Annotated in this window: 22 protein-coding genes; 15 read left to right on the forward strand and 7 right to left on the reverse strand. The window is 73.5% G+C overall.

All coding sequences use genetic code 11. From position 1 onward, the window contains the following. Positions 1–212: 212 nt before the first annotated feature. Both EJC51_RS36410 and EJC51_RS36415 read left to right on the forward strand, forming a co-directional pair. The gene (locus EJC51_RS36410; RefSeq protein WP_126274934.1) at positions 213–860 is read left to right on the forward strand and encodes a ScbR family autoregulator-binding transcription factor; all 648 of its coding nucleotides are present in this window, start codon (positions 213–215) and stop codon (positions 858–860) included. A 22-nt stretch (positions 861–882) separates the two neighbouring features. Further along, complete coding sequence (locus tag EJC51_RS36415) at positions 883–2,049, forward strand: damage-control phosphatase ARMT1 family protein (RefSeq protein WP_126274935.1); 1,167 nt, start codon at positions 883–885, stop codon at positions 2,047–2,049. Between the two features lie 13 nt (positions 2,050–2,062). On the opposite strand, the gene EJC51_RS36420 is transcribed toward EJC51_RS36415, so the two are convergent. Next, on the reverse strand, positions 2,063–3,331 hold the full coding sequence (locus tag EJC51_RS36420; protein WP_126274936.1) for a cytochrome P450: 1,269 nt from the start codon (positions 3,329–3,331) through the stop codon (positions 2,063–2,065). Between the two features lie 116 nt (positions 3,332–3,447). On the opposite strand from EJC51_RS36420, the gene EJC51_RS36425 reads away from it, so the two are divergent. From EJC51_RS36425 to cyc2, 5 genes are all read left to right on the forward strand, one after another. Beyond that, positions 3,448–4,428 carry an ABC transporter substrate-binding protein gene (locus EJC51_RS36425; RefSeq protein ID WP_126274937.1) on the forward strand — a complete coding sequence of 327 codons (981 nt, stop codon included), beginning with the start codon at positions 3,448–3,450 and terminating at the stop codon, positions 4,426–4,428. Positions 4,429–4,453: 25 nt separating this feature from the next. Continuing rightward, positions 4,454–5,239 (forward strand): ABC transporter permease, encoded by a 786-nt coding sequence (locus tag EJC51_RS36430; protein WP_244363000.1) that lies wholly within the window; start codon positions 4,454–4,456, stop codon positions 5,237–5,239. Then, entirely contained in the window at positions 5,236–6,315 is a 1,080-nt protein-coding gene (locus EJC51_RS36435) for an ABC transporter permease (RefSeq protein ID WP_244363002.1), read from the forward strand. The genes EJC51_RS36430 and EJC51_RS36435 overlap by 4 nt, the downstream gene beginning before the upstream one ends. 71 nt (positions 6,316–6,386) lie before the next feature. Then, positions 6,387–7,136 (forward strand): ABC transporter ATP-binding protein, encoded by a 750-nt coding sequence (locus EJC51_RS36440; protein ID WP_126274938.1) that lies wholly within the window; start codon positions 6,387–6,389, stop codon positions 7,134–7,136. Between the two features lie 121 nt (positions 7,137–7,257). Then, positions 7,258–9,459, forward strand: a complete 2,202-nt coding sequence (gene cyc2 / locus EJC51_RS36445; RefSeq protein WP_126274939.1) for a germacradienol/geosmin synthase Cyc2 — start codon at positions 7,258–7,260, stop codon at positions 9,457–9,459. Here the strand turns inward: cyc2 and EJC51_RS36450 are convergent. Beyond that, positions 9,444–10,172 (reverse strand): CTP synthase C-terminal region-related (seleno)protein, encoded by a 729-nt coding sequence (locus tag EJC51_RS36450; RefSeq protein ID WP_126274940.1) that lies wholly within the window; start codon positions 10,170–10,172, stop codon positions 9,444–9,446. The genes cyc2 and EJC51_RS36450 overlap by 16 nt on opposite strands. An 86-nt stretch (positions 10,173–10,258) precedes the next feature. Here EJC51_RS36450 and EJC51_RS36455 point away from each other — a divergent pair, with 86 nt between their 5' ends. Then, on the forward strand, positions 10,259–11,119 hold the full coding sequence (locus EJC51_RS36455; protein ID WP_126274941.1) for a LysR family transcriptional regulator: 861 nt from the start codon (positions 10,259–10,261) through the stop codon (positions 11,117–11,119). A gap of 165 nt (positions 11,120–11,284) precedes the next feature. Then, positions 11,285–11,872 carry a PDZ domain-containing protein gene (locus EJC51_RS36460; protein ID WP_126274942.1) on the forward strand — a complete coding sequence of 196 codons (588 nt, stop codon included), beginning with the start codon at positions 11,285–11,287 and terminating at the stop codon, positions 11,870–11,872. Here the strand turns inward: EJC51_RS36460 and EJC51_RS36465 are convergent. After that, a complete protein-coding gene (locus tag EJC51_RS36465; protein WP_166682937.1) occupies positions 11,865–12,608 on the reverse strand; it encodes a metallophosphoesterase in 744 nt (247 codons plus the stop codon). The genes EJC51_RS36460 and EJC51_RS36465 overlap by 8 nt on opposite strands. A 117-nt stretch (positions 12,609–12,725) precedes the next feature. Here EJC51_RS36465 and EJC51_RS49265 point away from each other — a divergent pair, with 117 nt between their 5' ends. From EJC51_RS49265 to EJC51_RS36480, 3 genes are read left to right on the forward strand one after another with little or no spacing between them, the layout of a single operon-like run. Then, positions 12,726–12,959 (forward strand): hypothetical protein, encoded by a 234-nt coding sequence (locus EJC51_RS49265; protein WP_279631371.1) that lies wholly within the window; start codon positions 12,726–12,728, stop codon positions 12,957–12,959. Beyond that, entirely contained in the window at positions 12,956–14,083 is a 1,128-nt protein-coding gene (locus EJC51_RS36475; RefSeq protein ID WP_126274944.1) for an aminopeptidase P family protein, read from the forward strand. Before EJC51_RS49265 ends, EJC51_RS36475 begins: the two co-directional genes overlap by 4 nt. Positions 14,084–14,126: 43 nt before the next feature. Next, positions 14,127–15,068 carry an aminoglycoside phosphotransferase family protein gene (locus EJC51_RS36480; RefSeq protein WP_126274945.1) on the forward strand — a complete coding sequence of 314 codons (942 nt, stop codon included), beginning with the start codon at positions 14,127–14,129 and terminating at the stop codon, positions 15,066–15,068. Between the two features lie 49 nt (positions 15,069–15,117). Here EJC51_RS36480 and treZ read toward each other — a convergent pair whose 3' ends face one another. Then, entirely contained in the window at positions 15,118–16,863 is a 1,746-nt protein-coding gene (gene treZ / locus EJC51_RS36485) for a malto-oligosyltrehalose trehalohydrolase (RefSeq protein WP_126274946.1), read from the reverse strand. 132 nt (positions 16,864–16,995) lie between these two features. Here treZ and EJC51_RS36490 point away from each other — a divergent pair, with 132 nt between their 5' ends. The 3 genes from EJC51_RS36490 to EJC51_RS36500 all read left to right on the forward strand — a co-directional run bounded on the left by EJC51_RS36490 (position 16,996) and on the right by EJC51_RS36500 (position 19,489). Beyond that, positions 16,996–17,547 (forward strand): DUF1707 and FHA domain-containing protein, encoded by a 552-nt coding sequence (locus EJC51_RS36490; protein WP_126274947.1) that lies wholly within the window; start codon positions 16,996–16,998, stop codon positions 17,545–17,547. A gap of 152 nt (positions 17,548–17,699) precedes the next feature. Beyond that, on the forward strand, positions 17,700–19,073 hold the full coding sequence (locus EJC51_RS36495) for a M14 family zinc carboxypeptidase (protein ID WP_126277274.1): 1,374 nt from the start codon (positions 17,700–17,702) through the stop codon (positions 19,071–19,073). Further along, a complete protein-coding gene (locus EJC51_RS36500; protein ID WP_126274948.1) occupies positions 19,070–19,489 on the forward strand; it encodes an SSI family serine proteinase inhibitor in 420 nt (139 codons plus the stop codon). The genes EJC51_RS36495 and EJC51_RS36500 overlap by 4 nt, the downstream gene beginning before the upstream one ends. 26 nt (positions 19,490–19,515) lie before the next feature. Here the strand turns inward: EJC51_RS36500 and EJC51_RS36505 are convergent, their stop codons facing one another. From EJC51_RS36505 to treY, 3 genes are all read right to left on the reverse strand, one after another. After that, positions 19,516–20,766 carry a M14 family zinc carboxypeptidase gene (locus EJC51_RS36505; RefSeq protein ID WP_126274949.1) on the reverse strand — a complete coding sequence of 417 codons (1,251 nt, stop codon included), beginning with the start codon at positions 20,764–20,766 and terminating at the stop codon, positions 19,516–19,518. A gap of 101 nt (positions 20,767–20,867) precedes the next feature. After that, positions 20,868–21,041, reverse strand: a complete 174-nt coding sequence (locus EJC51_RS47935) for a hypothetical protein (RefSeq protein WP_166682938.1) — start codon at positions 21,039–21,041, stop codon at positions 20,868–20,870. A gap of 376 nt (positions 21,042–21,417) precedes the next feature. Then, a complete protein-coding gene (gene treY / locus EJC51_RS36510; RefSeq protein WP_126274950.1) occupies positions 21,418–23,766 on the reverse strand; it encodes a malto-oligosyltrehalose synthase in 2,349 nt (782 codons plus the stop codon). Positions 23,767–23,827 lie beyond the last annotated feature (61 nt).

A 23,827-nucleotide genomic window follows, 5' to 3' on the forward strand; every position in this document is an offset into this window, starting at 1 on the left:
TTTTCTGTACTGAGCGACCGGTTTTTATCCACGCCCATTGCGCTCTACACGCAATCGGTGAATAAGTTGTGGGAGGTCTGAAGACTGAAGGGAATTGGGGTGCCCTCGAATGGCCGTCGTACGGTGAGATATCGTGTACGGGGAGTAAGAAACAAACGGCGTGGCCTGTTCTTTTCGGGTCCTGCTCTCTCGCCCCCAGGAGCGTCCCATCGATGGCTAGGCAGTTACGCGCCGAGCAGACCCGAGCGGCGATCATCGCGGCCGCCGCGGATCTGTTCGACCGGCAGGGTTACGAGTCGACCAGCCTGAGCGACATCGTCGAGCACGCCCAAGTAACCAAGGGTGCCCTCTACTTCCACTTCGCGGCGAAACAGGATCTCGCTCACGCCATTCTGGAGCTTCAGTCCAGAACTCTGCGCCGGATGGCGGCGGATATGGACAGCCGCGGCCTTTCCCATCTCGAAGCCCTGATCCGCACCACCTTCGGGATCGCGCGGCTGTCCGTCGAAGGCCCCGTCCCCAGGGCCGGACTCCGGCTGGCCACCGGCGGACTGGAAGTACCCCCGCCGCTCTCCCACCCATTCGAGGAATGGCTGGACATCACCACCCGCAAACTCCTCGGCGCCGTCAAGGACGCCGACCTCCACCCGGACATCGATGTCGAAGCCGCAGCTCACTCCCTGGTCTGTTCCCTCGTCGGCACCCGGGTCGTCGGCCGCTCCCTGGAACCCGTCACCCGGCATCCGCGCCGGCTGGCCGAGATGTGGCACCTCCTGATCCGCGGCATGGTGCCGGTACCCCGCCGCGCCCGCTATCTGAGCCTCGCCACCCAGCTGGAGCGGGAGATCAGAATTCCCTGAGCCGGGCGGTACGGTGGCGCGCATGTCCGCAATCCCGCCCGTGCTTCTCAGCGACGAACCCGGCTCGTTCCCGTACAGCGTGCTCGCCGAGCGGCATCCCGCGATCGTGGGGCAGGTACGGGAGGCCTTCCCCTACGGCCCGGACCAGCACCGTGCCCTCGACACGCTCCTGGAGAACTGCACGAAGGGCGTGATCGAGCCGCTCCCCGCCGACGCCCCCGGCCGTGACCTCTGGACGGACTGGGGGATGGACGAGCACATCGGGCGGTCCTGGTTCGACATCCCCTGGCTGTGGTCCGAGAGCTGGTTCTACCGCCGACTCCTCGACGCCGTGGGCTACTTCGGCCCCGGCCCCTGGCAAGGAGTGGACCCCTTCCGCCCCTTCAAGCTTGCCGAGCTCGAATCCCCGGAGACCGACGAGGAGCTGGCCGCGCTCGACGACCTCGCGGACCGGCCGGCCGAGGAACAGGCCGAAGCCCTGCTGCACGGCTCCCTGTGGGGCAACCGCGCCGACCTCGGCTTCCGGCTGTCCGACGGGGACGCCGAGGCCCGCGCCGCCGTCCCCGCCCTGGTCGCCGACGACAGCGCCGCCCTCCGGACGCTCCTCGACGGCGCGGACACCCTGTGCCTCGTCGCCGACAACGCGGGCCGCGAACTCGTCCCCGACCTGCTCCTCATCGCCCATCTCCTCGCCCGGGGCCGGGTCCGGCGGGCGGTCCTGCACGTCAAGTCCCACCCGTACTACGTCTCGGACGCCACGACCGCCGACGTGGTCGACGCCCTGCGCCGGCTGACCCGGGCCGGGGGCGCGGCCGCCGGGTACGGGCGCGAGCTCTGGGCGGCGATGGCGGACGGCCGTCTCACCCTTCGCGCCCACCCCTTCTCCTGCGCCCCGCTGCCGTACGAGGCCATGCCCGACGACCTGCGCGCCGAACTCGCCGGCGCCACCCTGACCGTCCTCAAGGGCGACCTCAACTACCGCCGTCTGGTGGGCGATCGGCGCTGGCCGCCGACCACACCCTTCGCCGAGGTCACCGCCCACTTCCCCGGCCCGGTGGCGGCCCTGCGCACCCTGAAGTCCGACGTGATCACCGGCCTCACGCCCGCCACGGAGGCCGCGCTGGTGGCGGCGGAGGGGCAGCGTTGGCGGACCGGGGGCACCCACGCGCTCATCCAGGTGCGGCCGTGACGCATCTCAAGTCTCAAGTGACCTGCACCGGCAGGGACTTGAGCCCGTTGATGAAGTTCGACACCAGCCGCCGGGCCGGTCCCGCCGTCCGCAGGACCGGCAGCGTGCGCAGCGCCTCCGCGTACAGCACCCGCAGCTGGAGCCGGGCGAAGTGCGCGCCCAGGCACACGTGGGGGCCGTCGCCGAAGGACACGTGCGGGTTCGGTGCACGGGACAGATCCAGCCGGTCGGGGGCGTCGAAGACCCGCTCGTCCCGGTTGGCGGAGGCGTGGAAGACGACCACCTTGTCACCGGCCCGGATGCGCCGCCCCGCCAGCTCGGCATCCCGTACGGCGGTGCGCCGGAAGCTGAGGACCGGCGGATGCCAGCGCAGCAACTCGTCGACGGCAAGGGTGAGTTCGACCCCGCCGGCACGGAGCCGAGCGTACGACTCCGGGTGGTCCGCGAGTGCCAGCAGTCCGCCGGGGGCCGCGCTGCGGACGGTGTCGTTGCCCGCGACGGTGAGCAGGAAGAAGAACATCTCCAGCTCGGCGTCGGTGAGTTCGGTGTCCTCGGCGAGGGTGGTCAGCACGTCGTCCGCCGGATGCCGGCGCTTGTGCGCGGCCAGTTGGCGGGCATACCCGAACATGTCCCCGAGCATCGCGGGGGAGCGCGGGTTCACCGGCCTGCCCGCCGCGTCGCGCACCGGCTCGCCGGCCTCGTCGGGGTCCTGGTAGCCGATCACCCGCCGCGTCCAGTGGAGCAGCAGGCCGCGGTCCTGTTCCGGGACGCCGAGCAGGTCGGCGAGGTTGAGCAGGGCGTAGTCGTCGGTGACCGCGGCGACGAGGTCGACGGTGCCGTCCGTGGCCCGGGCCGTCTCCAGGGCCCGGGCGAACAGGGTGCGGGCCCGCTCCTCGGCGACCTCGGTGAAGCGGGCGATGCGCGCGGGGGTGAACGCCCGGCTGACCAGGCGCCGCAACCGCCCGTGGTGGGGCGGGTCCTGATTGAGCATCATGCGCCGGATGAACGGCAGGTCGGCCGGATCGGGATCCCGGATCTGCGTGGCGCCGAGCCAGGAGGAGTACGTCGCCGGGTCCCGCAGCACCCGCACCACGTCCGCGTGCCGGGTCACCGCCCAGAACCCCGGCCCGGCCGGCCAGTCCAGCACCTCGGGCTCCTCCTGCCAGGCCACGGGGTGGTGGTCGCGCAGGACGCGGTACGCGTCGTAGGGCACTCCGGCCGCGTACCGGCGGGGGTCGAACACATCGGGAACCGGCGGGGCCGTGGGCGCCGTAGGGGTCATGCGCACCACGGTGGCCGAGGCCGGGTGATTTTCCAAGGACGACGGTATTTCGCAGAGCCGCGATTCGGCTGGCATGTATGTAGTGATCATGCCAAGTCGGGCGTCATCATGCGCGCATGGCGTTACGGCGATCGTGTTCGGGAAGTGCGGGAAAGGGAACGGCGGCCGCGCTGGCGACGGTCCTCGCGCTGACGCTGACGTCCTGCGGCGACGACGAGGCCTCCGGGGCGGCGGACGGCGGGCGGACGAAGGTCACCGTGGCCGCGTTGCCGCTGGTCGACTGCGCCATGCTCTACATCGCCCAGGACCGCGGCCTGTTCGAGAAGGAGGGGCTCGACGTCCGCGTCCAGCAGATCCAGCAGAGCCTCCAGGCGCTGCCGCCGCTGTCCAAGGGGCAGATCGACATGGTCGCGAGCGCGAACTACGTCACCTACTTCCAGGCCCAGGACAAGGGCACCCTCGACATCCGCATCGTCGCCGAGGCCATCCGGGCCGCGCCGCACATGATGGACGTGCTGGTGCCGAAGGACTCGGACATCAAGTCCGTCGCCGACCTCACGGGCCGCAAGCTCGCGGTCAACGTCCTCAACAACGTCCAGTCGCTCACCTTCAACGAGATCGTGGCGGAACAGGGCGCCGGAAAGCCCGTCTACCGGCAGATCCCCTTCCCGCAGATGGGCGCCGCCCTCGACAAGGGGCAGGTCGACGCCGTGCACGCGGTCGAGCCCTACGACAGCGCCATCCAGGACGAGTTGGGGGCGCGGGTGCTGGTGGACGGGGCGTCCGCACCGGTGCGGTCCATCCCGCTCAGCGGCTACATCACGACGGAGCGGTACGCGAGCGAGCACGCGGACGCCCTCGCCGCGTTCCAGCGCGCCCTCAAGGCTGCCGTGGAGATCGCGGCCAAGGACCCGGAGGCCGTACGCGACATCCTGCCGACCTACACCAAGGTGACCGCACGGCAGGCGAAGCAGATCGACCTGCCGGTCTTCCCGCCGACGATGGACGCCGCCCAGATCGCCCGCCTGACCGAGCTGATGAAGAAGCAGGGGATGGTGCAGAAGCCGATCGACCCGGCGGCGTTGCTGGTGAAGTGAGGGAGAGGTCTCTGGAGGGCGTGCGGTGAGGCGGCGGCAGGAGCTGATGCTCGGGGCGCTCGGTGTGCTGCTCGCCTTCGGGGTGTGCGAGGCGGTCAGCAGGGCCGGGATCGTGCGTCGCAGCTATCTGCCGCCCGCCTCCGAAGTCCTGCGAAGAGCAGTGGAGTTGGCGGGTGACCGGACGTTCCTGGAAGGGGTCGGCGCCACCCTGCACGCCTGGGCGCTGGGCCTCGGCCTCGCCGTCGCCCTCGCGGTCCCGCTCGGTCTGCTGCTGGGCAGCGTGCCGGTCGTCGACGCCGCCGTCCGCGCGATCGTGGAGTTCCTGCGGCCCCTGCCGTCCGTGGCGTTGATCCCGCTGGTCTCCCTGCTGCTCGGCTCGGGCACGGAGACGAAGGTCGCGCTCGTCACGTACGCCTCCGTGTGGCCGATCCTCTTCAACACCGTCTACGGCCTCGGCGAGACCGATCCCCTCGCCAAGGACACCCTGCGCGCCTTCGGCTTCGGCCGCCTCGCGGTGCTCCTCCGCGTCGAACTCCCCGGCACCGCGCCGTTCATCGCCGCCGGCATCCGCATCTCGGCGGCCGTCGCCCTCATCCTGGCCGTCGCCACCGAGATCCTCTCCGGCTTCGGCGAGGGCCTCGGCATCTTCATAGCCCAGTCCGGCCTGGCCACGAACGGCACCCGGGACGTCCTCGCGGGTGTGGTGTGGGCGGGGGCGCTGGGGCTGGTCATCAACGGGGTGCTGGTGTGGGGCGAGCGACGGCTGTTCCCGTGGACGTCGGGGGAGCGGGGGGTCGGGGTGGGGACGTGAGCGGGGGTGGGGACTCGAGCGACGGCGAGGAGGCGGGCCGGGGCGGGAAGGCGCGCGCGGGGCTGGGTGGGCCCGATTCCGAGGCCCAGGGGGTGACCGAGGCGCCGCTCGCGGGACGCCCGAGGTCCGAGGCCCAGGGGGTGACCGAGGCGCCGCCCACGGGACGCCCGAGGTCCGAGGCCCAGGGGGTGACCGAGGCGCCGCCCACGGGACGCCGCTCCACCCCCTTCGCCCACCCCGACACGCCCCCCACGCCACCCCCACGGCATCAACCCAGCCGCCCCCGCCTCCCCGCCGGCCTCCCGCATGCTCTTCTCCGCTGGGTCGTCCTCGCTCTTGCCGTGGCCGCGTGGGAGCTTGCCGCCCGGGTGCACGGCAGCGTCTATTTCCCGCCACCCGGGCGCATCGCCCGCCACATGTACGACCTGTGGTTTTCCGGCCCCGTCCGACACCTGTTCCTCACCGAGGCCGCCGTCGCCGACATCCTGCCCAGCCTCGGGCGGATGGCCGCCGGGTTCGCGCTCGCCGCCGTCGCCGGGATCGCGCTCGGCGTCGCGGTCGGCCGCTCGCGGCGCGCGTACGCCCTCTGCAACCCGGTCCTCCAGTTCGCGCGGGCCGTCCCACCGCCCGCCTTGGTCCCGGTGTTCGTCGTGGTCTTCGACTTCGGTACGCCCATGCAGATCGCGTCGATCGTCTTCAGCGCCGTCTGGCCGGTGCTGATCAACACCGCGGAGGGCGCCCGCAACACCGACCCCCTGCGCCTCGACGTCGCCGCCGTGCTCCGCCTGGGCCCCGTCGAACGACTCCGGTTCCTCATCCTCCCGTCCGCACTGCCCCGCATCTTCGCGGGCCTGCGGCTGAGCCTCTCGCTCTCCCTCATCCTCATGGTGTTCTCGGAACTGCTCCCCGGCACCGCCAACGGCATCGGCTTCACCCTCACCGACGCCCAGACCCGCTCCGACCTGCTCACCGTATGGGCGGCCCTCGTCCTGCTCGGCGCCCTCGGCCACCTGCTCAACACCGCCCTCCTGGCGGTGGAGAAGCGCCTGGTCGGCAAGGGAAGGGCGACCGCATGATCCGCACCCGTACACGTACCCGTACCCGTACGCAGCCACCCCACGACTCCCGGGCCAGGTGACACGACCGCATGCTCCGCCTCGACGCAGTCGGCCAGTACTACGGCGACCACCCGGTCCTGCGCGACCTCACCCTCACCGTCCCCGACGGCCAACTCCTGTGCGTGGTCGGCCCGTCCGGCTGCGGAAAGTCCACCCTGCTGCGCACCGTCGCCGGCCTGCTGCCCGCCCGCGAGGGCGAGGTCACCGTCGACGACACCCCCGTCACCGGCGTCCCCGACCGGCTCGCGGTCGTCTTCCAGGACTACGGCCGCTCCCTCTACCCCTGGCTCACGGTCCGCGACAACGTCGCCCTCCCGCTGCGCCGCCAGGGCCTCGGCCGCACCGGGCGCCGCGCCGCGGCCGAGCGCATCCTGGAGCGCGTCGGCCTCGACGGCACCGCCCGCCGCCACCCCTGGCAGCTCTCCGGCGGCATGCAGCAGCGCGTCGCCATCGCGCGCGCCCTGGTCTGCCGGCCCTCCCTGCTGCTCATGGACGAGCCCTTCGGTTCCCTGGACGCCCAGACCCGCGAGGACCTGGAGGACCTCCTCCTGGAGGTCCACCGCACCGACGGCACGACCATCGTGTTCGTCACCCACGACATCGACGAGAGCGTCTACGTCGGCGACCGCGTCGTCGTCCTGTCCCCGGGCCCCGGCTCCCGCGTCGTCCTCGACCTGCCGGTCGAACTGCCGGGAAAGCGGGACCAGATCGGCACGCGCGGGCTGCCGGAGTTCGTGGCTCTCAGATCAGCGGTCGGACGGGCGGTACGCGGCGGTTGACCCACCCATGAACACCACAAGTGCCCGCCAGAACTCCCGAGTTCAGCCGCGATTCACGCGATGGTGTGATCATGTGCCGCGCGGCGGATGTCCCCCGAAAGGCGCGGGTAGTGCCTCGGCCATGACGCAGCAGCCCTTCGAACTCCCGCACTTCTACATGCCGTATCCCGCGCGGCTGAACCCGCACCTGGACGAGGCCCGTGCCCACTCGACGGCGTGGGCGCGCGAGATGGGCATGCTGGAAGGGTCCGGGATCTGGGAGCAGTCCGACCTCGACGCCCACGACTACGGCCTGCTCTGCGCCTACACCCACCCCGACTGCGACGGCCCCGCCCTCTCCCTGATCACCGACTGGTACGTGTGGGTCTTCTTCTTCGACGACCACTTCCTGGACATGTTCAAACGCACCCAGGACCGCGCCGCCGGCAAGGCCCACCTGGACCGGCTGCCGCTGTTCATGCCGATGGACCTGAGCACCCCGATGCCCGAGCCGCTGAACCCCGTCGAGGCGGGGCTCGCCGACCTGTGGACGCGGACCGTGCCCGCCATGTCGGCCGACTGGCGGCGCCGCTTCGGCGTGGCCACCGAGCATCTGCTCAACGAGTCCTTGTGGGAGCTGTCCAACATCAACGAGGGCCGGATCGCCAACCCCGTCGAGTACATCGAGATGCGCCGCAAGGTGGGCGGCGCCCCCTGGTCGGCGGGGCTCGTGGAGTACGCGACCGCCGAAGTCCCCGATGCCGTCGCGGGGTCGAGGCCGCTGAGGGTCCTCATGGAGACGTTCTCCGACGCCGTGCACCTGCGCAACGACCTGTTCTCCTACCAGCGCGAGGTCGAGGACGAGGGCGAGAACAGCAACGGCGTCCTGGTCCTGGAGACCTTCTTCGGCTGTACGACGCAGGAGGCCGCCGACCTCGTCAACGACGTCCTCACCTCCCGCCTCCACCAGTTCGAGCACACCGCCCTGACCGAGGTGCCCGCCCTCGCCCTGGAGAAAGGTCTCACCCCGCCCGAGACCGCCGCGGTCGCCGCCTACGCCAAGGGACTTCAGGACTGGCAGTCCGGCGGCCACGAATGGCATCTGCGCTCCAGCCGCTACATGAACAAGGGCGCCCGCTCCGCCTCGCCGTGGCACGGCCCCACCGGCGCCGGCACCTCCGCCGCCGACGTCGCCGCCCTGCTCGCCTCGGCCGCCGCGGAACGCCTGCGCGCCCACACGCACGTGCCGTACCAGAAGGTCGGCCCGTCCCTGCTGCCCGACTTCCACATGCCCTTCCAGGTCGAGCTCAGCCCGCATCTGGACGCCGCCCGCCCCCGCCTCACCGCGTGGATGCACCGCATGGGCATGCTCCAGGAGGGCGTCTGGGACGAGGACCGGCTCGCCTCCGCCGACCTCGCCCTGTGCTCGGCGGGCCTGGACCCGGACGCGACACCCGAGGCCCTCGACCTCAGCGCGCACTGGCTGGCCTGGGGGACGTACGCGGACGACTACTACCCCCTCGTCTTCGGCCGGCGTCGCGACCTCGTCGCCGCCCGCGCGGCCACCCGGCGGCTGGCGGACTGCATGCCCGTCGACGGCGAGGAGATCCCCGTCCCGGTCAACGGCATGGAGCGCGGCCTCGTCGACCTGTGGACCCGCACCACGGCCGGGATGACCCCGGACGCGCGGCGGTCCCTGAAGGACTCCGTGAACGTGATGACCGAGAGCTGGGTCTGGGAGCTCGCCAACCAGATCCAGAACCGCATCCCCGACCCGGTCGACTACCTGGAGATGCGCCGCGCCACCTTCGGCTCCGACCTCACCCTGAGCATGTGCCGGACGGGCCACGGCCCGGCCGTCCCGCCGGAGGTCTACCGCAGCGGGCCCGTCCGCTCGCTGGAGAACGCCGCCATCGACTACGCGTGCCTGCTGAACGACATCTTCTCGTACCAGAAGGAGATCGAGTACGAGGGCGAGATCCACAACGCGATCCTCGTCGTGCAGAACTTCTTCGGCATCGACTACCCGACCGCCCTCGGCGTCGTCCACGACCTGACGACCCAGCGCATGCAGCAGTTCCAGCATGTCGTCGCCCACGAACTGCCGATCGTGTACGACGACTTCGCCCTGTCCGACGAGGCCCGCGAGGTCATGCGGAACTACGTCCTCGATCTCCAGAACTGGATGGCGGGCATCCTGCACTGGCACCGGACGGTCGACCGCTACAAGCCCGACTTCCTGGCCCGGCGCGCCCACGGCTTCCTTCCGGACGCCGCACCCGGCGGACTCCGAGAGCTCGCCGCCCGCTCGAACCGGGCCGGGGTCGGTCACCCGGCGGGCTGAGCCTCCCTCAGGGCCGCGTGGGCCACGGCGGCTCGCGCCAGCGCCCGGACCATCGGGTGCGGGCGCGAGCCGTCACCGGACAGCTCCGGCTGGAAGAGGGAGGCCAGGAAGAACGGGTGGCCCGGCAGTTCGGCGATCCGGACGTGGCCGTCCTCGTCGTACCCGGAGAAGCGCATGCCGTGCGCGCGCAAGGTGTCGAGGTGGCGGGAGGGGCCGTAGGCGCAGAAGTAGCGTTCGACGGTGCGCTCCGAGCCGATGACCGACTGGGCGAGCGAACCGGGTTCGACGACGACCACGGCCTCGTGGCCGACGAGCGAACAGGCCAGCGGCTCGATGAGGAGATCCTCGGCGTCGGGGTCGGTCTCGGCGTGCGCCACACGCGTGAGGCCGCACACGTTGCGGGCGTACTCCAGCAGCGCGTGCTGGAGCCCGGCACAGGTGCCGAGGAACGGGATGCCCTCCACGCGCGCGGTGCGGATCGCTTTGAGCACCCCCTCCTCGCTGCGGTACGGACTGCCCGGCAGCACCCACACCGCGTCGAAGCCGCTGACGGCGCCCTCCGCCCCGGCGTCCTCGGACGGGATCCAGTAGGCGTCGAGGACGAGCCGGTCGCGTTCGGCGAGGGCGTCGAGGAGAAGCGGGACGCGGGTGTGGGAGACGACGCTGGGGGAGCGGTCGCCGACCAGGGCGATACGGGCTGCTGAATCGGTCATGCCCTCATCCTGGGCGGGAGCGCCGGATCGCGTCCAACGATGATTTCTGCATGCTCGATAAGCGATGCTGATGAGACGCTGAGGGCATGGACCCGCACCTCCTGCGCACCTACGTCACCGTCGCCCGGCTCGCCTCCTTCTCCGAGGCCGCGCGGGAGCTGGGGTACACCCAGTCGGCGGTCTCCCAGCACATCCAGGCCCTCGAACTGGACCTGGGCGCACCACTGCTGACCCGCCGCCCGGTCGCGCCCACGGCGGCCGGTGAGCGGCTCCTCGAACACGCGGGCCCGCTCCTGCTGCGCCTGGACGCGGCCCGCGCGGACGTCGTACGGATGGCGTCCGCGCCCGAGCACGGACTGACCCTCGCCGCCGCCCCCACCGCGCTCGCCGCCCGCGTCCTCGCCGCGCTCCCGGCGGCCGGCGTGACCCTGCGGGTGCTGGCCCGCGACGCGATCCCCGCGGCCGTCGCCACCGGCACCGCCGATCTGGGTCTGGTCGACGGTCTGGCCGCCCCCAGCGACCCGCTCCGGCTGCCCGACGTGGCGCCGCTGACCACGCGCGGCGCGGGCGAGGAACCCGTGTGCGTCCTCCTGCCGGCCGGTCATCCCCTGGCCCGGCGCCCCGGACTGCGCCTCGGCGACCTGGCCGACGCCCGCTGGCTGGACGCCCCCGACGCCGGTCTGCCGCTGGCCCACCTCCGCGCGGCCAACGGCGGCCACGGCTTCCGTACCGCCCTCCACTACGACGGCACCGACCTCCACACCCTCACGTCCCTGGCGGCGGCGGGCCGGGGCCTGACGCTGCTGCCCCGCTCGATGGCCACGGGGGTGGCGGGCACGGCCGCCGTGCCGGTCACCGAACCCCGGGTGGTGCACCGGACGGAACTCGTGCACACGGGGGCGCCGCGGGGAGCGGCGGCGCGGCTGGCGGACGTGCTCACGGGGTGAGCGGACCCGTACCGCGAAAGGCCACGATGCCTATGGCTTCCCTCCGCTGACCGCTGGTCAGTCTCACTCGTTCGTGGCTCGTCGGGCGTCGGTGTGACGGGTAGAGCACCTGCCGGGACCGCCCCGTATCCGCCGGAGGCGACCCGCGTCCGCCGGAGGCAAGCCATGGAACAGACCGCGTTGCGCCCCAAGCCGATGCCCGGCCAGGAGCCCGGCGGCGGCACCGGGCCCGGCCCCGCCCGGCGTCCGCACGCCGCCCGCAGGCGGGGCCGACGGCTGCGGACCGTGCTGTTCGCGCTGTTCGTCGGGACGGTCCTGGTGCTCACCGGCGTCGGCCTCGGCACCGTCGGCGCCACGGTGATCGGCATGAGCAAACTCGCCGAGATGCAGCGGGAGTTGGGCGGGGCGGCCGCACCGAGCCCGGCCGTCCCGTCCCACCAGGCCCCCTCGCCGCCTCCCTCGCCCACCCCGTCTTCCTCGACCGGCATCGCCGCGACACTCGGAGTGGAGGCGGTGGACGCCGAGAAGGCGGGCGCGCTGCTCGTCGGCGTCCATGTGCCCGGCCCCGGCTACACGGCCGGCCTGGTCCGGGGCGACGTGCTCCTCCAGGTCGGCAAGAAGCGCGTCGACTCGGCGGCCGACCTCGCGCGCGCCGTCGCCGCCGTACGCCCCGGCAAGGAGGTCACGTTGACGATCCGGCACCAGAGCGGCGGCTACCAGCAGTTGACCGCCGTGCCCGGCATCGTCACGTGACCACCCGGAAGTGGGTGGTGAGCCGCCCCGCGTCGTCCAGGACATGGAACGCCAACCCCACCGGCGCGTCCCGGTCCGCCACCTGGTCGCCCTCCCAGGGCAGTCGCAACGTCCACGTCACCCCCGGCCCGACCGTCAGCGGCCGCCCGGCGAACACGCTCGCCGCCGGGGTGTGGGCGTGCCCCGTGATCAGGCCCGCGATCTCGGGGCGGCGGTCGAGCAGCGCGGCCAGTCGCTCCGGCCGTGCCAACTGGTAGCGGTCGGGCAGCGGGTGGTGCAGTGCCACCGGCGGGTGATGGAAGGCGAGCAACGCCCGCCGCTCGCCGCCGAGTTCGTCGAGCGTGGCCTCGATCCAGTCGTACGTCTCGTCGTCCAGGGCCCCTTCGTCGGCGCCCGGAACGCTGGAGTCGCACATCAGCACCGCCGCGTCGTCGAAGACCCGCACGCTGTTGACCGGCCCGTCGGAGGCGGGCACGCCGAGCAGCGCCTTGCGGTACGGGGCGCGGCTGTCGTGGTTGCCCGGGCAGGTCAGCACGGGGAACGGCGCGTCGCTCAGCAGGCGCGCGGCCTCCTCGTACTCCGCCTCCGCGCCGTGGTCCGCGATGTCCCCCGTCACCAGCAGCGCGTCCACCGCCCCGGGCAGCCTCCACAGGTGGTCGCGGACGCGCCTCGCGCGCGTGGTGGCCCGTTCGCTTCCGTCCAGATGCAGATCGCTGATGTGCGCGAGCACGAGCACGGTCGTACGCCTCCCCTGATGGGTTAATGGTGTGAGCAGATTCAAGCATTAGTGCTAATGTTTGGGCAATCCATAACCGTTAAGCCGGGAAAAGGGCTGCCCCCTGCCCCCGCCACGATGAGCCCATGCCGAGCACCCTCGGTGCTCGGCAACGAGACCCGCGTCCTCGTCTGGGGCCTGGTCGCCGCGTTCGGCCTGACCGCGCTCCTCACCGCCAACCCCAAGGCGGCCGCCACGGGCGAGGCCGCCCCGGCGGGGACCGTGAACCGGCTCGCGCCGCCCCCGTCGACCGGGCAGGATGCTGCCCGTAGCCCCCGTTGTCCCACTGTCCGCCCAGGGAGGCCCGGATGACCGGCAGCAAGACCGCGCCCTTCACCGCCGACGACTACCGGGCCCGCATGGAGCGCGCCACCCGGGCGGCCGCCGACGCCGGACTCGCCGGCCTGCTCGTGGCCCCCGGCCCCGACCTGGTCTGGCTCACCGGCTACACCCCCACCGCGATCACCGAACGGCTCACCCTGCTGGTGCTCGCCCCCGGCCAGGACCCCGTCCTCGTCGTCCCCACCCTGGAGGCCCCCGACGCCGCCCACGCGGTGGGTGCGCCCGCACTGACCCTGCGCGACTGGACCGACGGCAAGGACCCCTACGCCGCCACCGCCGCCCTCCTGGACTCCGGCGGCCGGTTCGGCATCAGCGACAACGCCTGGGCCATGCACCTGCTGGGCCTCCAGAAGACGCTGCCCAACACCTCCTACGCCGCCCTCACCGACGCCCTGCCGATGCTCCGGGCCGTCAAGGACGCGGCCGAACTGGAGCTCCTGGCAGCCGCGGGCGCGGCTGCCGACGCAACGTTCGAGGAGATCCGGAAGGTTCCCTTCGCCGGCCGCCGCGAGTCCGAGGTCGGTGCCGACCTCGCCGACCTGCTGCGCCGGTTCGGGCACTCCCAGGTCGACTTCACCATCGTCGCCTCGGGCCCCAACGGCGCCAACCCGCACCACGAGGTCGGCGACCGCGTCATCGAACACGGCGACATGGTCGTCCTCGACTTCGGCGGCCTCAAGGACGGCTACGGCTCCGACACCTCCCGCACCGTGCACGTCGGCGAACCCACCGACGAGGAACGCCGGGTGCACGACCTCGTCCGCGAGGCCCAGGAGGCCGGCTTCCGTGCCGTACGCCCCGGCGTCGCCTGCCAGGAGGTCGACCGAGCCGCACGCAAGGTCATCGCCGACGCCGGCTACGGCGAGTACTTCATCCACCGCACCGGCCACGGCATCGGCGTCACCACCCACGAACCGCCGTACATGATCGAGGGCGAGGAGCAGCCCCTCGTCCCCGGCATGTGCTTCTCCGTGGAACCCGGCGTCTACCTGCCCGGCCGCTTCGGCGTCCGCATCGAGGACATCGTCACGGTCACCGAGGACGGCGGCCGCCGACTCAACGACACCACCCGCGAGATGGTCGTCGTGGACTGAACAGCCCCCAGGAGCCCCGACCCCGAGTGACAGCGGCGCGACCATGACCCAGGCACCGACACCCACCGCGGACACCGTCCGCCGGCTGGTCCGTTCCCTCCTCAAGGACGCCTCCGACGCGGCCGGACCCGAGATCCGGCCGGTCGCCGAGAGCGCCGAGCCCGCCGTCTGGTGGGTCGGCGGCCGCCATGTGCTGCGCCTCGCCCCCGACCGCGAGGCCACCGTGCGCCAGCGCCGCGAACTGCGCCTGCGCGACCTCGTCCGCGCGCACGTCCCGGTCGCCGTACCGACCAGCGTCGCCCACGGCGAGTGGGCGCCGGGGCTGACGTACACCCTCGACGGCAAGCTGCCCGGCGGCTCGGCGCGCGAGCACGACGTGTCCGCCGTCGGCGAGGCCGACCTGGCCGCGCTGCTCACCGGGCTGCGCGAGGTACCGGTCCGGCAGGCCGAGACACTCGGCGTCCCGCGCACCGCCCCGCGCTCCCTGGAGGCACTGCGCCGCGCCGCCGAGCGCGCCGCCGAACTCCTCGCCACGGCCGACGAGTTCGACCCCGCACGGCTCCACCAGCTCTCCCAGCCGGCCGCCGTGCAGCTCGCCGCGCAGCCCGGCAGCGCCGTCCTCGTCCACCACGGACTCACCGGCGACCACCTCGTCGTCAGCGCCGACGGACGGGTGCGCGGCGTGCTCGGCTGGGCCGACGCGGTCCTCGGCGACCCCGCGGAGGACATCGCGTGCCTCGCCCTCGCCGTCGGCTCGCCCGCCGCGGTCCGCGCCGCCACCCTCGCCGGCTACGGCGCCCGCCCCTGCCTGCGCGGCCTGTGGCTCGCCCGCTGCGACGCCGTCGTCCGCCTCGCCGCCGGCCTCCAGGGCCGCGACGACACCCCTCTGCCGGAACTGCGCGTCCGGCTCCGCCACGCGTGGGAGGCGATCCTGCTGGAGCGGGTGACGGAGCTGCGGGACGACGGCGAGGAAGAGGAGATCTAGGCGGGGCTGGGCGGGCTCTCGGGAAGAGGAGCTCTGACCGAGCCGCCGGTCACTCCTGCAACAGCACCACGCACGACTCCCCGGGCACCTCCAGCACGCCGTCCGCGCCCGGTGCCGCCACCGGCTCCCAGGCGGCCAGCACACGCGCCTGACGGGGCCCCAGCGGGATCGCCGCGGTCTCCTTGGCCAGATTCACCGCCACCCGTACGTCCCCACGCCGGAAGGCCAGCCAGCGCTGCCGCTCGTCGAAGGCCACCTTGGTGTCGGCGAGGTCCGGGTCGGTGAGGTCGGCCTGTTCGTGGCGCAGGGCGATGAGGCGGCGGTACCAGGCGAGCACGCGCGCGTGGGGCTCACGGTCCGGCTCGGACCAGTCCAGGCAGGAACGGTCCCGGGTCGCCGGGTCCTGCGGGTCGGGCACGTCCTCCTCCGCCCAGCCGTGCGCCGCGAACTCCCGCCGCCTGCCGCGTCGTACGGCCTCCGCGAGCTCCGGGTCGGTGTGGTCGGTGAAGAACTGCCAGGGCGTCCCCGCCGCCCACTCCTCGCCCATGAACAGCATCGGCGTGAAGGGCGCGGTGAGCGTCAGCGTCGCGGCGCAGGCCAGCAGGCCGGGGGAGAGGGAGGCCGAAAGGCGGTCGCCCTGGGCGCGGTTGCCCACCTGGTCGTGGGTCTGGCTGTAACCGAGCAGCCGGTGCGCGGCCACCCGCGCGCGGTCCAGCGGGCGGCCGTGGTGGCGGCCGCGGAAGCTGGAGTACGTGCCGTCGTGGAAGTACCCGCCGCCGAGCGTCTTGGCGAGGGCCGCGAAGGGTGCCTTGCCGAAGTCGGCGTAGTAGCCCTGCGACTCACCCGTCAGCGCGGTGTGCAGGCAGTGGTGGAAGTCGTCGTTCCACTGGGCGTGAAGGCCGAGGCCGCCCTCCGCGCGTGGGGTGACCAGACGGGGATCGTTCAGGTCGGACTCGGCGATCAGGAACAGCGGCCGGTCCACGTCGCAGGCGAGGGCGTCGACCGCCGTCGACAGCTCCTCCAGGAAGTGGCACGCGCGCGTGTCCGCCAGCGCGTGCACCGCGTCCAGGCGCAGCCCGTCGAGCCGGTAGTCCCGCAGCCACGCCAGCGCGCTGTCCACGAGATACGCGCGCACCTCGTCGGAGCCCGGCGCGTCCAGGTTCACGGCCGAGCCCCACGGCGTGTGGTGGGTGTCGGTGAAGTACGGGCCGAACGCGGGCAGGTAATTGCCCGACGGGCCCAGGTGGTTGTGCACGACGTCCAGGACGACGCCGAGACCGAGCTCGTGCGCCCGGTCCACGAAACGCTTCAGCGCCTCGGGGCCGCCGTACGGCTCGTGCACCGCCCACAGCGACACGCCCTCGTAACCCCAGCCGTGCCGCCCGGGAAAGGGGCACAGCGGCATCAACTCCACGTGTGTGACGCCCAGTTCCGCCAGGTGCTCCAGGCGGCCCGCCGCCGCGTCCAGGGTGCCCTCGCGGGTGTACGTGCCCACGTGCAGCTCGTACAGGACCGCGCCCGGCAGCGGCCGCCCCGCCCACTGGGTACGCCACGCGTACCGGCCCTGGTCCACGACCGCGCTCAGCCCGTCCGGGCCGTCCGGCTGGCGGCGCGAGCGCGGGTCCGGCAGCACGGGGCCGTCGTCGACCGCGAAGCCGTACCGGCTGCCGTCCCGCGCCTCGGCCTCGCCCCGCCACCACCCCGCGCGGTCGGGATCGCGCTCCAACGCGCGCGTGACGCCGTCGCACTGGAGCGTCACACGGTCTGCCTGCGGTGCCCACACCTCGAACTGCACGGACGGTTCCCCTTCGTCTGCTCACCGTGATGTAGCCCGTCCATGGTGCTTCAAACGCGATCAGTCCGCGCGCGTGGCGGCCGTTCTCGCGTTTTCTGGACACCCGGCGTTCACTGCCCGACAATCACGATCGTGACGTCGTCCTTCGAGTTCAACACGTACCCCGCGCGGCTCTCCGACGCGGAGCGCGACCAGGCGCTGAAGGTGCTCCGCGACGGCGTCGCCATGGGCCGGCTGTCGCACGACACGTTCATCCGGCGGATGGAACTGGCGCTCGCCGCCCGCCGCTCGGACGAACTCGCGGCGCTCACCGCGGACCTGCCCGCCGAGAGCCGCTTCTCCCGCGTGGTCTTCGGCTCCGTCGAGGCGGTCTCCGGCTTCACCCAGCGGCTGCGCCGCGCCTGGCAGGCCGAGCGGCTGCCCAAGCTGCTGCTGCCCCACCCCGCGGGCGGCCACCCGCTGCGCATCGGCCGCGACCCCGCCAACGGCCTGCGCCTGAGCCACGAGACGGTCTCGCGGGTGCACGCCGAACTGAGCCGCCAGGGCGGCATGTGGGTGCTGCGCGACCTCGGCTCCACCAACGGCACGACGGTGAACGGACGCCGTGTCATCGGGGCGGCCGTCGTGCGCGAGGGCGACCAGGTCGGGTTCGGCCGGATGTGGTTCCGGCTGGCCGCGAACTGAGGCCCCTCAACTGAGCCGAACCTTAGCTCTGGCCTGGGATTTGCTCGCTGTGTAACGCCCAATTCCCTGTGCCTACCGCGGTGTTGACGTACCCCCCAAGTCGTGACTGACTGTACGTCCACCATGCACATCAGGTGAACCGACGGCACCACATGTGGAGGTGTGCCCTGTCGCCCCTCCTCCGCTACCCGTCCGTCGACGAACTCGGCGCGCGCGCCGCCGCACTCGTCGCCCGCCACCCCCGTGACGCCCGGCTCCGCCACGTCGGCACCTCCCGCGCCGGCACCCCGATGTGGCTGCTGTCCGTCGGCCACGGCAGCCGGCACGCCCTCGTCGTCGCCGGCCCGCACGCCAACGAACCCGTGGGCGGCGCCACCGTCCTGCACCTGGCCGAGCGTGCCCTCGCCGACCCCGGGCCCGCCGAGGCCGCCGACGCCACGTGGAACCTGCTGCTCTGCCTCGACCCCGACGGCCTGCGCCGCAACGAGGGCTGGCTGCACGGCCCGTACACCCTCGGCCGCTACTTCCGGCACTTCTTCCGGCCCGGCTTCCTGGAACAGCCCGAGTGGCTGCCCGACGGCGCCGCCGCCGTCACCCTGCCGGAGACCCGCGCCCTGCTCGACCTCCAGGACGAGCTGCGGCCCTTCCTTCAGTGCTCGCTGCACGGCGTCGACGTCGGCGGCGGCTTCGTCGAGCTCACCCACGACCTGCCCGGACTCGCCGGACGCGTCGCCCGGATCGCGGGCCGGCTCGGCATCCCGCGCGAACTCGGCGCGTACGACACCCTGTACTGGCCCGGCCTCGGCCCCGCCGTCTACCGCATCCCGCCGCCGCGCCGGGGTGACCTGGCCGCGGCCATCACCGAGGCCGCCGTCGAGTCCACCTGGTTCCACCCCTACCGGCACGGCACCGTGACCGCGGTCGTCGAGGCGCCCATGTGGGGCGTGGCCACCGTCGAGGACGGCTCCCCGCCCGTCGACGCCGACACCGTCCTGCGCCTCGTCAGCCGCACGCTGCGGCACGACACCGGCCTCCTGGAGCAACTGCTCGCCCGGATCCGCCCGCACGTCGCCGCCGTACCGGACGCGGAGCGGCTGCTCGCCCCGGTGGACGACTATTTACTGGTCTGCCCCGGCCTCGCCGACGCCTGGGACCCCGATGTCACCGGCACCGACGGGGGCCGCCCGCTGCCGCCCCTGAGCACCGCCCACCTCGCCACCCTGCGCATCTCCGGCCGCCGGCTGGCGCTGCGCTCGGCGGGACTGCTGCACCAGCTCGTCACCGCCGCCGGCACCGACCCGGCCGGCGTGCTGCCCGAACTCGACCGGCTGATCGACCTGTGGTGCGCCGACTACCTCGACGGCTGCGGAGCCCACTGGATCCCCATCGGCCGCCAGGTGGAGTACCAGGCGCGGGTGGTGCAGGCCGCGTTCGAACTGGCGGCCGGGCGGCACGCGCGCGTGGGCTCTCGATCGGGTGAGTCGGGGTGGGGTTCCCCGACGGCCGTGCCGATGCAACGGGAATGAAGAACCGCACTGCATCGAAGGCGGCCCGAGGCGCCCTGCTCGCCGCGACCGCCCTCCTCGTCGCCGGTACGGCCCCCGCCCAGGCGACGGCCCAGCACTCCCGCACCGGCACCTGGCTCTACCTCACGGTCACCAAGGGCGACGCCCGCTCCAGCGACACCCGCGGCACCCTCCTGCTGTGCGACCCGCCCCAAGGGCACGGCCGCGCCGCCGAGGCCTGCGCGGAACTGGCGGCGGTCGACGGCGACCTCGCGGCCCTCCCGCCGAAGGGCGGCTACTGCCCGATGCTCTACGCCCCGGTGACCGCACACGCGCGCGGGCAGTGGAACGGACGGCCCGTCGAGTACACGGAGACCTTCTCCAACGGATGCGTGATGGCCGGACGCACCGGATCGGTGTTCGCGCTCGACGGCTGACCCCCGCGCGGGTGGGGCGGCGGCGGTCACGCGGCCCGGTCGCGCGCGTGCCGCGCCGCCGCCACCACCGTGCGCGACTGGTGCTCCACCTGGTGCTCCAACGGCACCCAGCGGGCCCGGAAGCGCACCGCGAACGCCTCGCTCCACGTCGCGACCAGCCGCTCCAGGCGTGGCGCCGCTGGGTCGTCGTGCTCGGTCAGGACCCGCAGCAGCATCGCCGCCGCCCGCAGCGGCAGCCGGCGCGCGAACGCGTCCACGCTGCCCACGTACGCGCGCGTGTTGTCGGCCGGGGCCGTGTGCGTCCAGTCCGCGGCCAGTCCCGGCACCAGGTCGAGACCCCACTTGGCGGCCCGCAGCAGCGGTCCCTCGACGCCGGGCAGCCGCGGCAGCGCGTCGGTCAGTACCCGCTCGACCCGGCGCGTGTCCAGCAGCAGCCGTTCCGCCAGCCGGCGCAGCGCCACCGCGGGCGCCGGATGCGGCACCGGGTCGTCGACCAGGTCACTGGCCCACATCGGCACCTCGACGATCGCGGTCAGCCCGCCGTACCGATGCGCGTGGTACCAGGTGCTGTTGCGCGCGTCGTCCGGCATGCTCGGGTACGCCGCCCCGGCGCCCGGCGAGGGCATCACATGCACGCCAGGCCCCGACGCCGGCCAGCCCGCGGCGTCCGAGGCGCCGGTCTCCACCGGGATGTTGAGCTCCGCCGCGGACTTGGCGAACGGCTCGGCGAGCCCCGGTATGTCCTTCGTCAGCTGCACCCAGCTGCCGCCCAGGTCGGTGCCGTGCAGCGTCACCTGGAGGTAGGGGCGCAGTTCGTCGATGACGCCGGTCAGGGCGCGGGTCTCGGGCGGCAGCCGGTCGGGTGGCAGCACCGCGGGCGACCACTCCGGCTGCTCGTGGCCCGCGGGCCGGAAGAAGCCCCGGTGGTAGTCGAACAGGGTGCGCGGCGCCGGGGTCACATGCAGGGACGCCCCGTCGGGGTCCGCGCACAGCAGGAAGTGCCAGGACGTGTCCGCCCGCAACTCCTGCTCCCGTACGACCCGTTCGGCGACGTCGAGCAGAGTGGCGCCGCCGGTCGGCTCGTTGGCGTGGGCGCCGGCGACGACGAGCACGGCGCGTTCCGCACGGCCCACGGACAGCAGCAGCAGGGGTCTGCCCGCCCGTGACCGGCCGATCTGCCGCAGGGTGCACAGAGCGGGCCGATGAGCGGCCAACGCCCTTGCCGACGCGACGACTTCGGTCACTGTGGGGTAGCGCAGCTCCGGCAGGAGACTCACCCCCGACACATCCGCCCGGCTTCGCAATCCGCAGTACCCCACGCTCTCCGTGGACTGTCAAGGACGCACCGGGGGAGGCTCCAGGGGGCGCCCAGATGCATTTACCGCCGACGGGAAAGGCCGTTGGTGCCGACGGGGGTGCCCGGGCCCCGCCGGACCGCGGTCGCGGGCACCGGCGCCCGGCAGGGCGTGCGGGTACGCGCGCGTGAGGCGTCGTCGAGCACGGGTGCGGCGGCCGTCGACCAGGCCGCGAGGACGGTGCCGACGCCTGCCACCCCCGCCGGTCCTCCGGCACGGGCCGCGTCAGCGCGCGTCGGTCGTCGGCGCGGGTCGCGTCAGCACGTGCTGGTCGTCGGCACGGGCGGCGTCAGCACGCGCTGGTCGTCGGCACGGGCCGTGTCACCACGCGCCGGTCGACCGACAGGGGCCCCGGGAGCGCGCGCGGGTGCGAGCCGGTCACCGGGCCGGGACCGCGGCGCACGGCGAAGGCGCGCGCGCTGGGCGCACCTCCCCGACACCCGCCGGCCGCGCGCGACGCGCACTCCCCACAGCGGCTGTCCGACCCGCGGCGCGCCCCCTACCGCAGCACCCCGACCCGCGGCGCGCCCCCTACCGCAGCAACTCGACCCGAGGCGCGCGCCCCCGCCGTGGCTACCCCACCCTCTCCAGCAGAGCCACCGGCAGGCCCTCGAAAAGCTCCGCCACGCGCGCGTGTCCCGTGAACTCCCGCTCCGGGGCCAGCACATCGGCCCACCGCCCCGGCGGCAGCGGCAGCCGGGTCTCGCCCCAGCCGCCCGCCTCCGCCAGCCGCAGCGACAGCCGGGTGACGGCGGTGACGACCTCCCCGGAGCGGGCGAACGCCAGACAGTGGGCCGCCGCCGGGCCCTCGGCGGCGAGCGGCTCGTACGACGCCGAGTCACCGAACGCGGCGGGCCGACGGGCGCGCAGCCGCAGCGCCGCCGCCGTCAACGCGCCCTTCTCGCCCGGCTCTTCCGGCGGGAACCGCACCGGCCGCCGGTTGTCCGGGTCCACCAGCGCCCGGTACTCGGCCTCCGTGCCCTGGTAGACGTCCGGCACCCCGGGCATCGTCAGATGGACCAGCGCCGTGCCGAGCAGGTTCGCCCGCACCGACGGCTCCAGGGCGCTCCGGAAGGCCGCCACGTGCTCGCCCGGCACCCCGCACGGCCCCGCCGCGACGAACGCCGCCACCGCCTCCTCGTAGGGCGGTTCCTGCTCCGTCCAGCTGGTGTAGAGCCCGGCCTCGCGCACATGCTTCAGCAGCGCCCCCCGCACCCGGTCCGGGCTCGCCGGGCCGAGCCCGAACACGGTCTGCCAGGCCGCCCACGCCAGCTGGGCGTCGGGGACGCCGTCGCCGGTGCGCGTCACCTCGGCCAGCACGTCGGCCCAGCGCTGCGGGCACTCGGTGAGCACGGCGAGCGCGGCCCGCACGTCCGCGCTGCGCTTGGTGTCGTGCGTCGACACGACGGTCCCGGTGGCCGGCCAGTCGCGCTGCACGCGCGCGCAGTAGGCGTGGAAGTCCTCCGGGGACACCGCCGGGCTGCCCGGGTTCCCGCCCACCTCGGTCGCCGACAGCAGCGGCACGTAGCGGTAGAACGCCGTGTCCTCCACGGACTTGGCCCGCAGCGCCGACGAGGTCTGCGCGAACCGCGCCCGGAACTCCAGGTGCTCCGGCCCGTCGCCCGCCCGCCCGAGCATCAGATCGCGGACGACGTCGACCGCGCCCGCCTCCTCCGGGACGACGAACGCCTGCCGCGCCTCCTCGGCGGCCTCCTCGGTCACCACGGTCGCGGCGTCGGTCGAGGAGTACGGCCGGTAGACCTCCATCCGCACCAGCAGCTCCTGGAGGGCCGTGCGCAGCGCCCAGGGCGCCCGGTCGCGCAGCGCGGGCTCCGGGGACGTGGCGCACAGCCGGACCGCCACCCGGGTCAGCCGCTCGGTCTCGGCCGCCAGCTCGTGCGTGAGCACCTTGTACGCCGCTCGCCGCACCGTCGCCTCCCAGTGGCCGCCCCGGTCGGTCTGCGGGGCCGCGAACCGCCGGTACTGCCCGAGGAGTTCCCCGAACCCCGCCGGGTCCGTGAACACCCCGTCCACGTGGCGCAGCGCGTCGTAGCCGGTGGTCCCCGCGACCGGCCAGGAGGCGGGCAGCGGCTCGCCGTCCGCGAGGATCTTCTCCACGACCGTCCAGCGCCCGCCCGTCGCCTCGTGCAGCCGCAGCAGATAGGCGTCCGGGTCCGCGAGCCCGTCGGGGTGGTCGATCCGCAGCCCGTCGACCACTCCCTCGTGGAGCAGCTGGAGGATCTTGCCGTGGGTGGCCTCGAACACCTCCGGGTCCTCCACCCGCACCCCGATCAGCTCCGAGATGCTGAAGAACCGCCGGTAGTTGAGCTCGGTACGGGCCAGCCGCCACCACGCGAGGCGGTACCACTGGGCGTCGAGCAGCTGGGGCAGCGGCAGGTCCCGGGTGCCGTCGCGGAGCGGGAAGGCGTGGTCGTAGTAGCGCAGGACGTCCCCGTCGACCACCAGCCGCTCCAGCTCGCCGCCGAGCGGGCCGCCGAGCACCGGCAGCAGGATCTGCCCGCCCTGCGCCTCCCAGTCGACGTCGAACCAGCGCGCGTACGGCGACTTCGGGCCCTCCCGCAGCACCTCCCACAGCGCCCGGTTGTGACGCGGGGCCATCGCCATGTGGTTCGGCACGATGTCCACCACCAGGCCCAGACCGTGCTCCCGCGCGGTCCGCGCGAGCGCGCGCAGGCCCTCCTCGCCGCCCAGTTCGCCGCGCACGCGCGCGTGGTCGACGACGTCGTAGCCGTGCGGGGAGCCGGGGACGGCCTCCAGGACGGGGGACAGGTGCAGATGCGAGACGCCGAGCGAGGCGAGGTACGGTACGGCCGCCGCGGCGGCGTCGAAGGGGAACTCGGGCTGTAGCTGAAGCCGGTAGGTGGCCGTCGGCACCGCCGGGTCGGGTCGCGCAGGTGTCATGCAGACCTACGTACCCGCCCCGCCGCCTTTCGTGTCATCACTCCCTGCATGTCCGTACGGC

Source organism: Streptomyces aquilus, assembly GCF_003955715.1.
Lineage (GTDB): Bacteria > Actinomycetota > Actinomycetes > Streptomycetales > Streptomycetaceae > Streptomyces > Streptomyces aquilus.

Excerpts from the sequence above, each read along its gene's own strand:
- EJC51_RS36475 (WP_126274944.1), top strand. The coding sequence starts at position 12,956 with ATGACCGGCAGCAAGACCGCGCCCTTCACCGCCGACGACTACCGGGCC.
- EJC51_RS36410 (WP_126274934.1), top strand. The coding sequence starts at position 213 with ATGGCTAGGCAGTTACGCGCCGAGCAGACCCGAGCGGCGATCATCGCG.
- EJC51_RS36440 (WP_126274938.1), top strand. The coding sequence starts at position 6,387 with ATGCTCCGCCTCGACGCAGTCGGCCAGTACTACGGCGACCACCCGGTC.
- EJC51_RS49265 (WP_279631371.1), top strand. The coding sequence starts at position 12,726 with ATGAGCCCATGCCGAGCACCCTCGGTGCTCGGCAACGAGACCCGCGTC.
- cyc2 (WP_126274939.1), top strand. The coding sequence starts at position 7,258 with ATGACGCAGCAGCCCTTCGAACTCCCGCACTTCTACATGCCGTATCCC.
- treY (WP_126274950.1), bottom strand. The coding sequence starts at position 23,766 with ATGACACCTGCGCGACCCGACCCGGCGGTGCCGACGGCCACCTACCGG.
- EJC51_RS36495 (WP_126277274.1), top strand. The coding sequence starts at position 17,700 with ATGTGGAGGTGTGCCCTGTCGCCCCTCCTCCGCTACCCGTCCGTCGAC.
- EJC51_RS36415 (WP_126274935.1), top strand. The coding sequence starts at position 883 with ATGTCCGCAATCCCGCCCGTGCTTCTCAGCGACGAACCCGGCTCGTTC.
- EJC51_RS36500 (WP_126274948.1), top strand. The coding sequence starts at position 19,070 with ATGAAGAACCGCACTGCATCGAAGGCGGCCCGAGGCGCCCTGCTCGCC.
- EJC51_RS36420 (WP_126274936.1), bottom strand. The coding sequence starts at position 3,331 with ATGACCCCTACGGCGCCCACGGCCCCGCCGGTTCCCGATGTGTTCGAC.
- EJC51_RS36480 (WP_126274945.1), top strand. The coding sequence starts at position 14,127 with ATGACCCAGGCACCGACACCCACCGCGGACACCGTCCGCCGGCTGGTC.
- EJC51_RS36460 (WP_126274942.1), top strand. The coding sequence starts at position 11,285 with ATGGAACAGACCGCGTTGCGCCCCAAGCCGATGCCCGGCCAGGAGCCC.
- EJC51_RS36425 (WP_126274937.1), top strand. The coding sequence starts at position 3,448 with ATGGCGTTACGGCGATCGTGTTCGGGAAGTGCGGGAAAGGGAACGGCG.
- EJC51_RS36455 (WP_126274941.1), top strand. The coding sequence starts at position 10,259 with ATGGACCCGCACCTCCTGCGCACCTACGTCACCGTCGCCCGGCTCGCC.
- EJC51_RS36450 (WP_126274940.1), bottom strand. The coding sequence starts at position 10,172 with ATGACCGATTCAGCAGCCCGTATCGCCCTGGTCGGCGACCGCTCCCCC.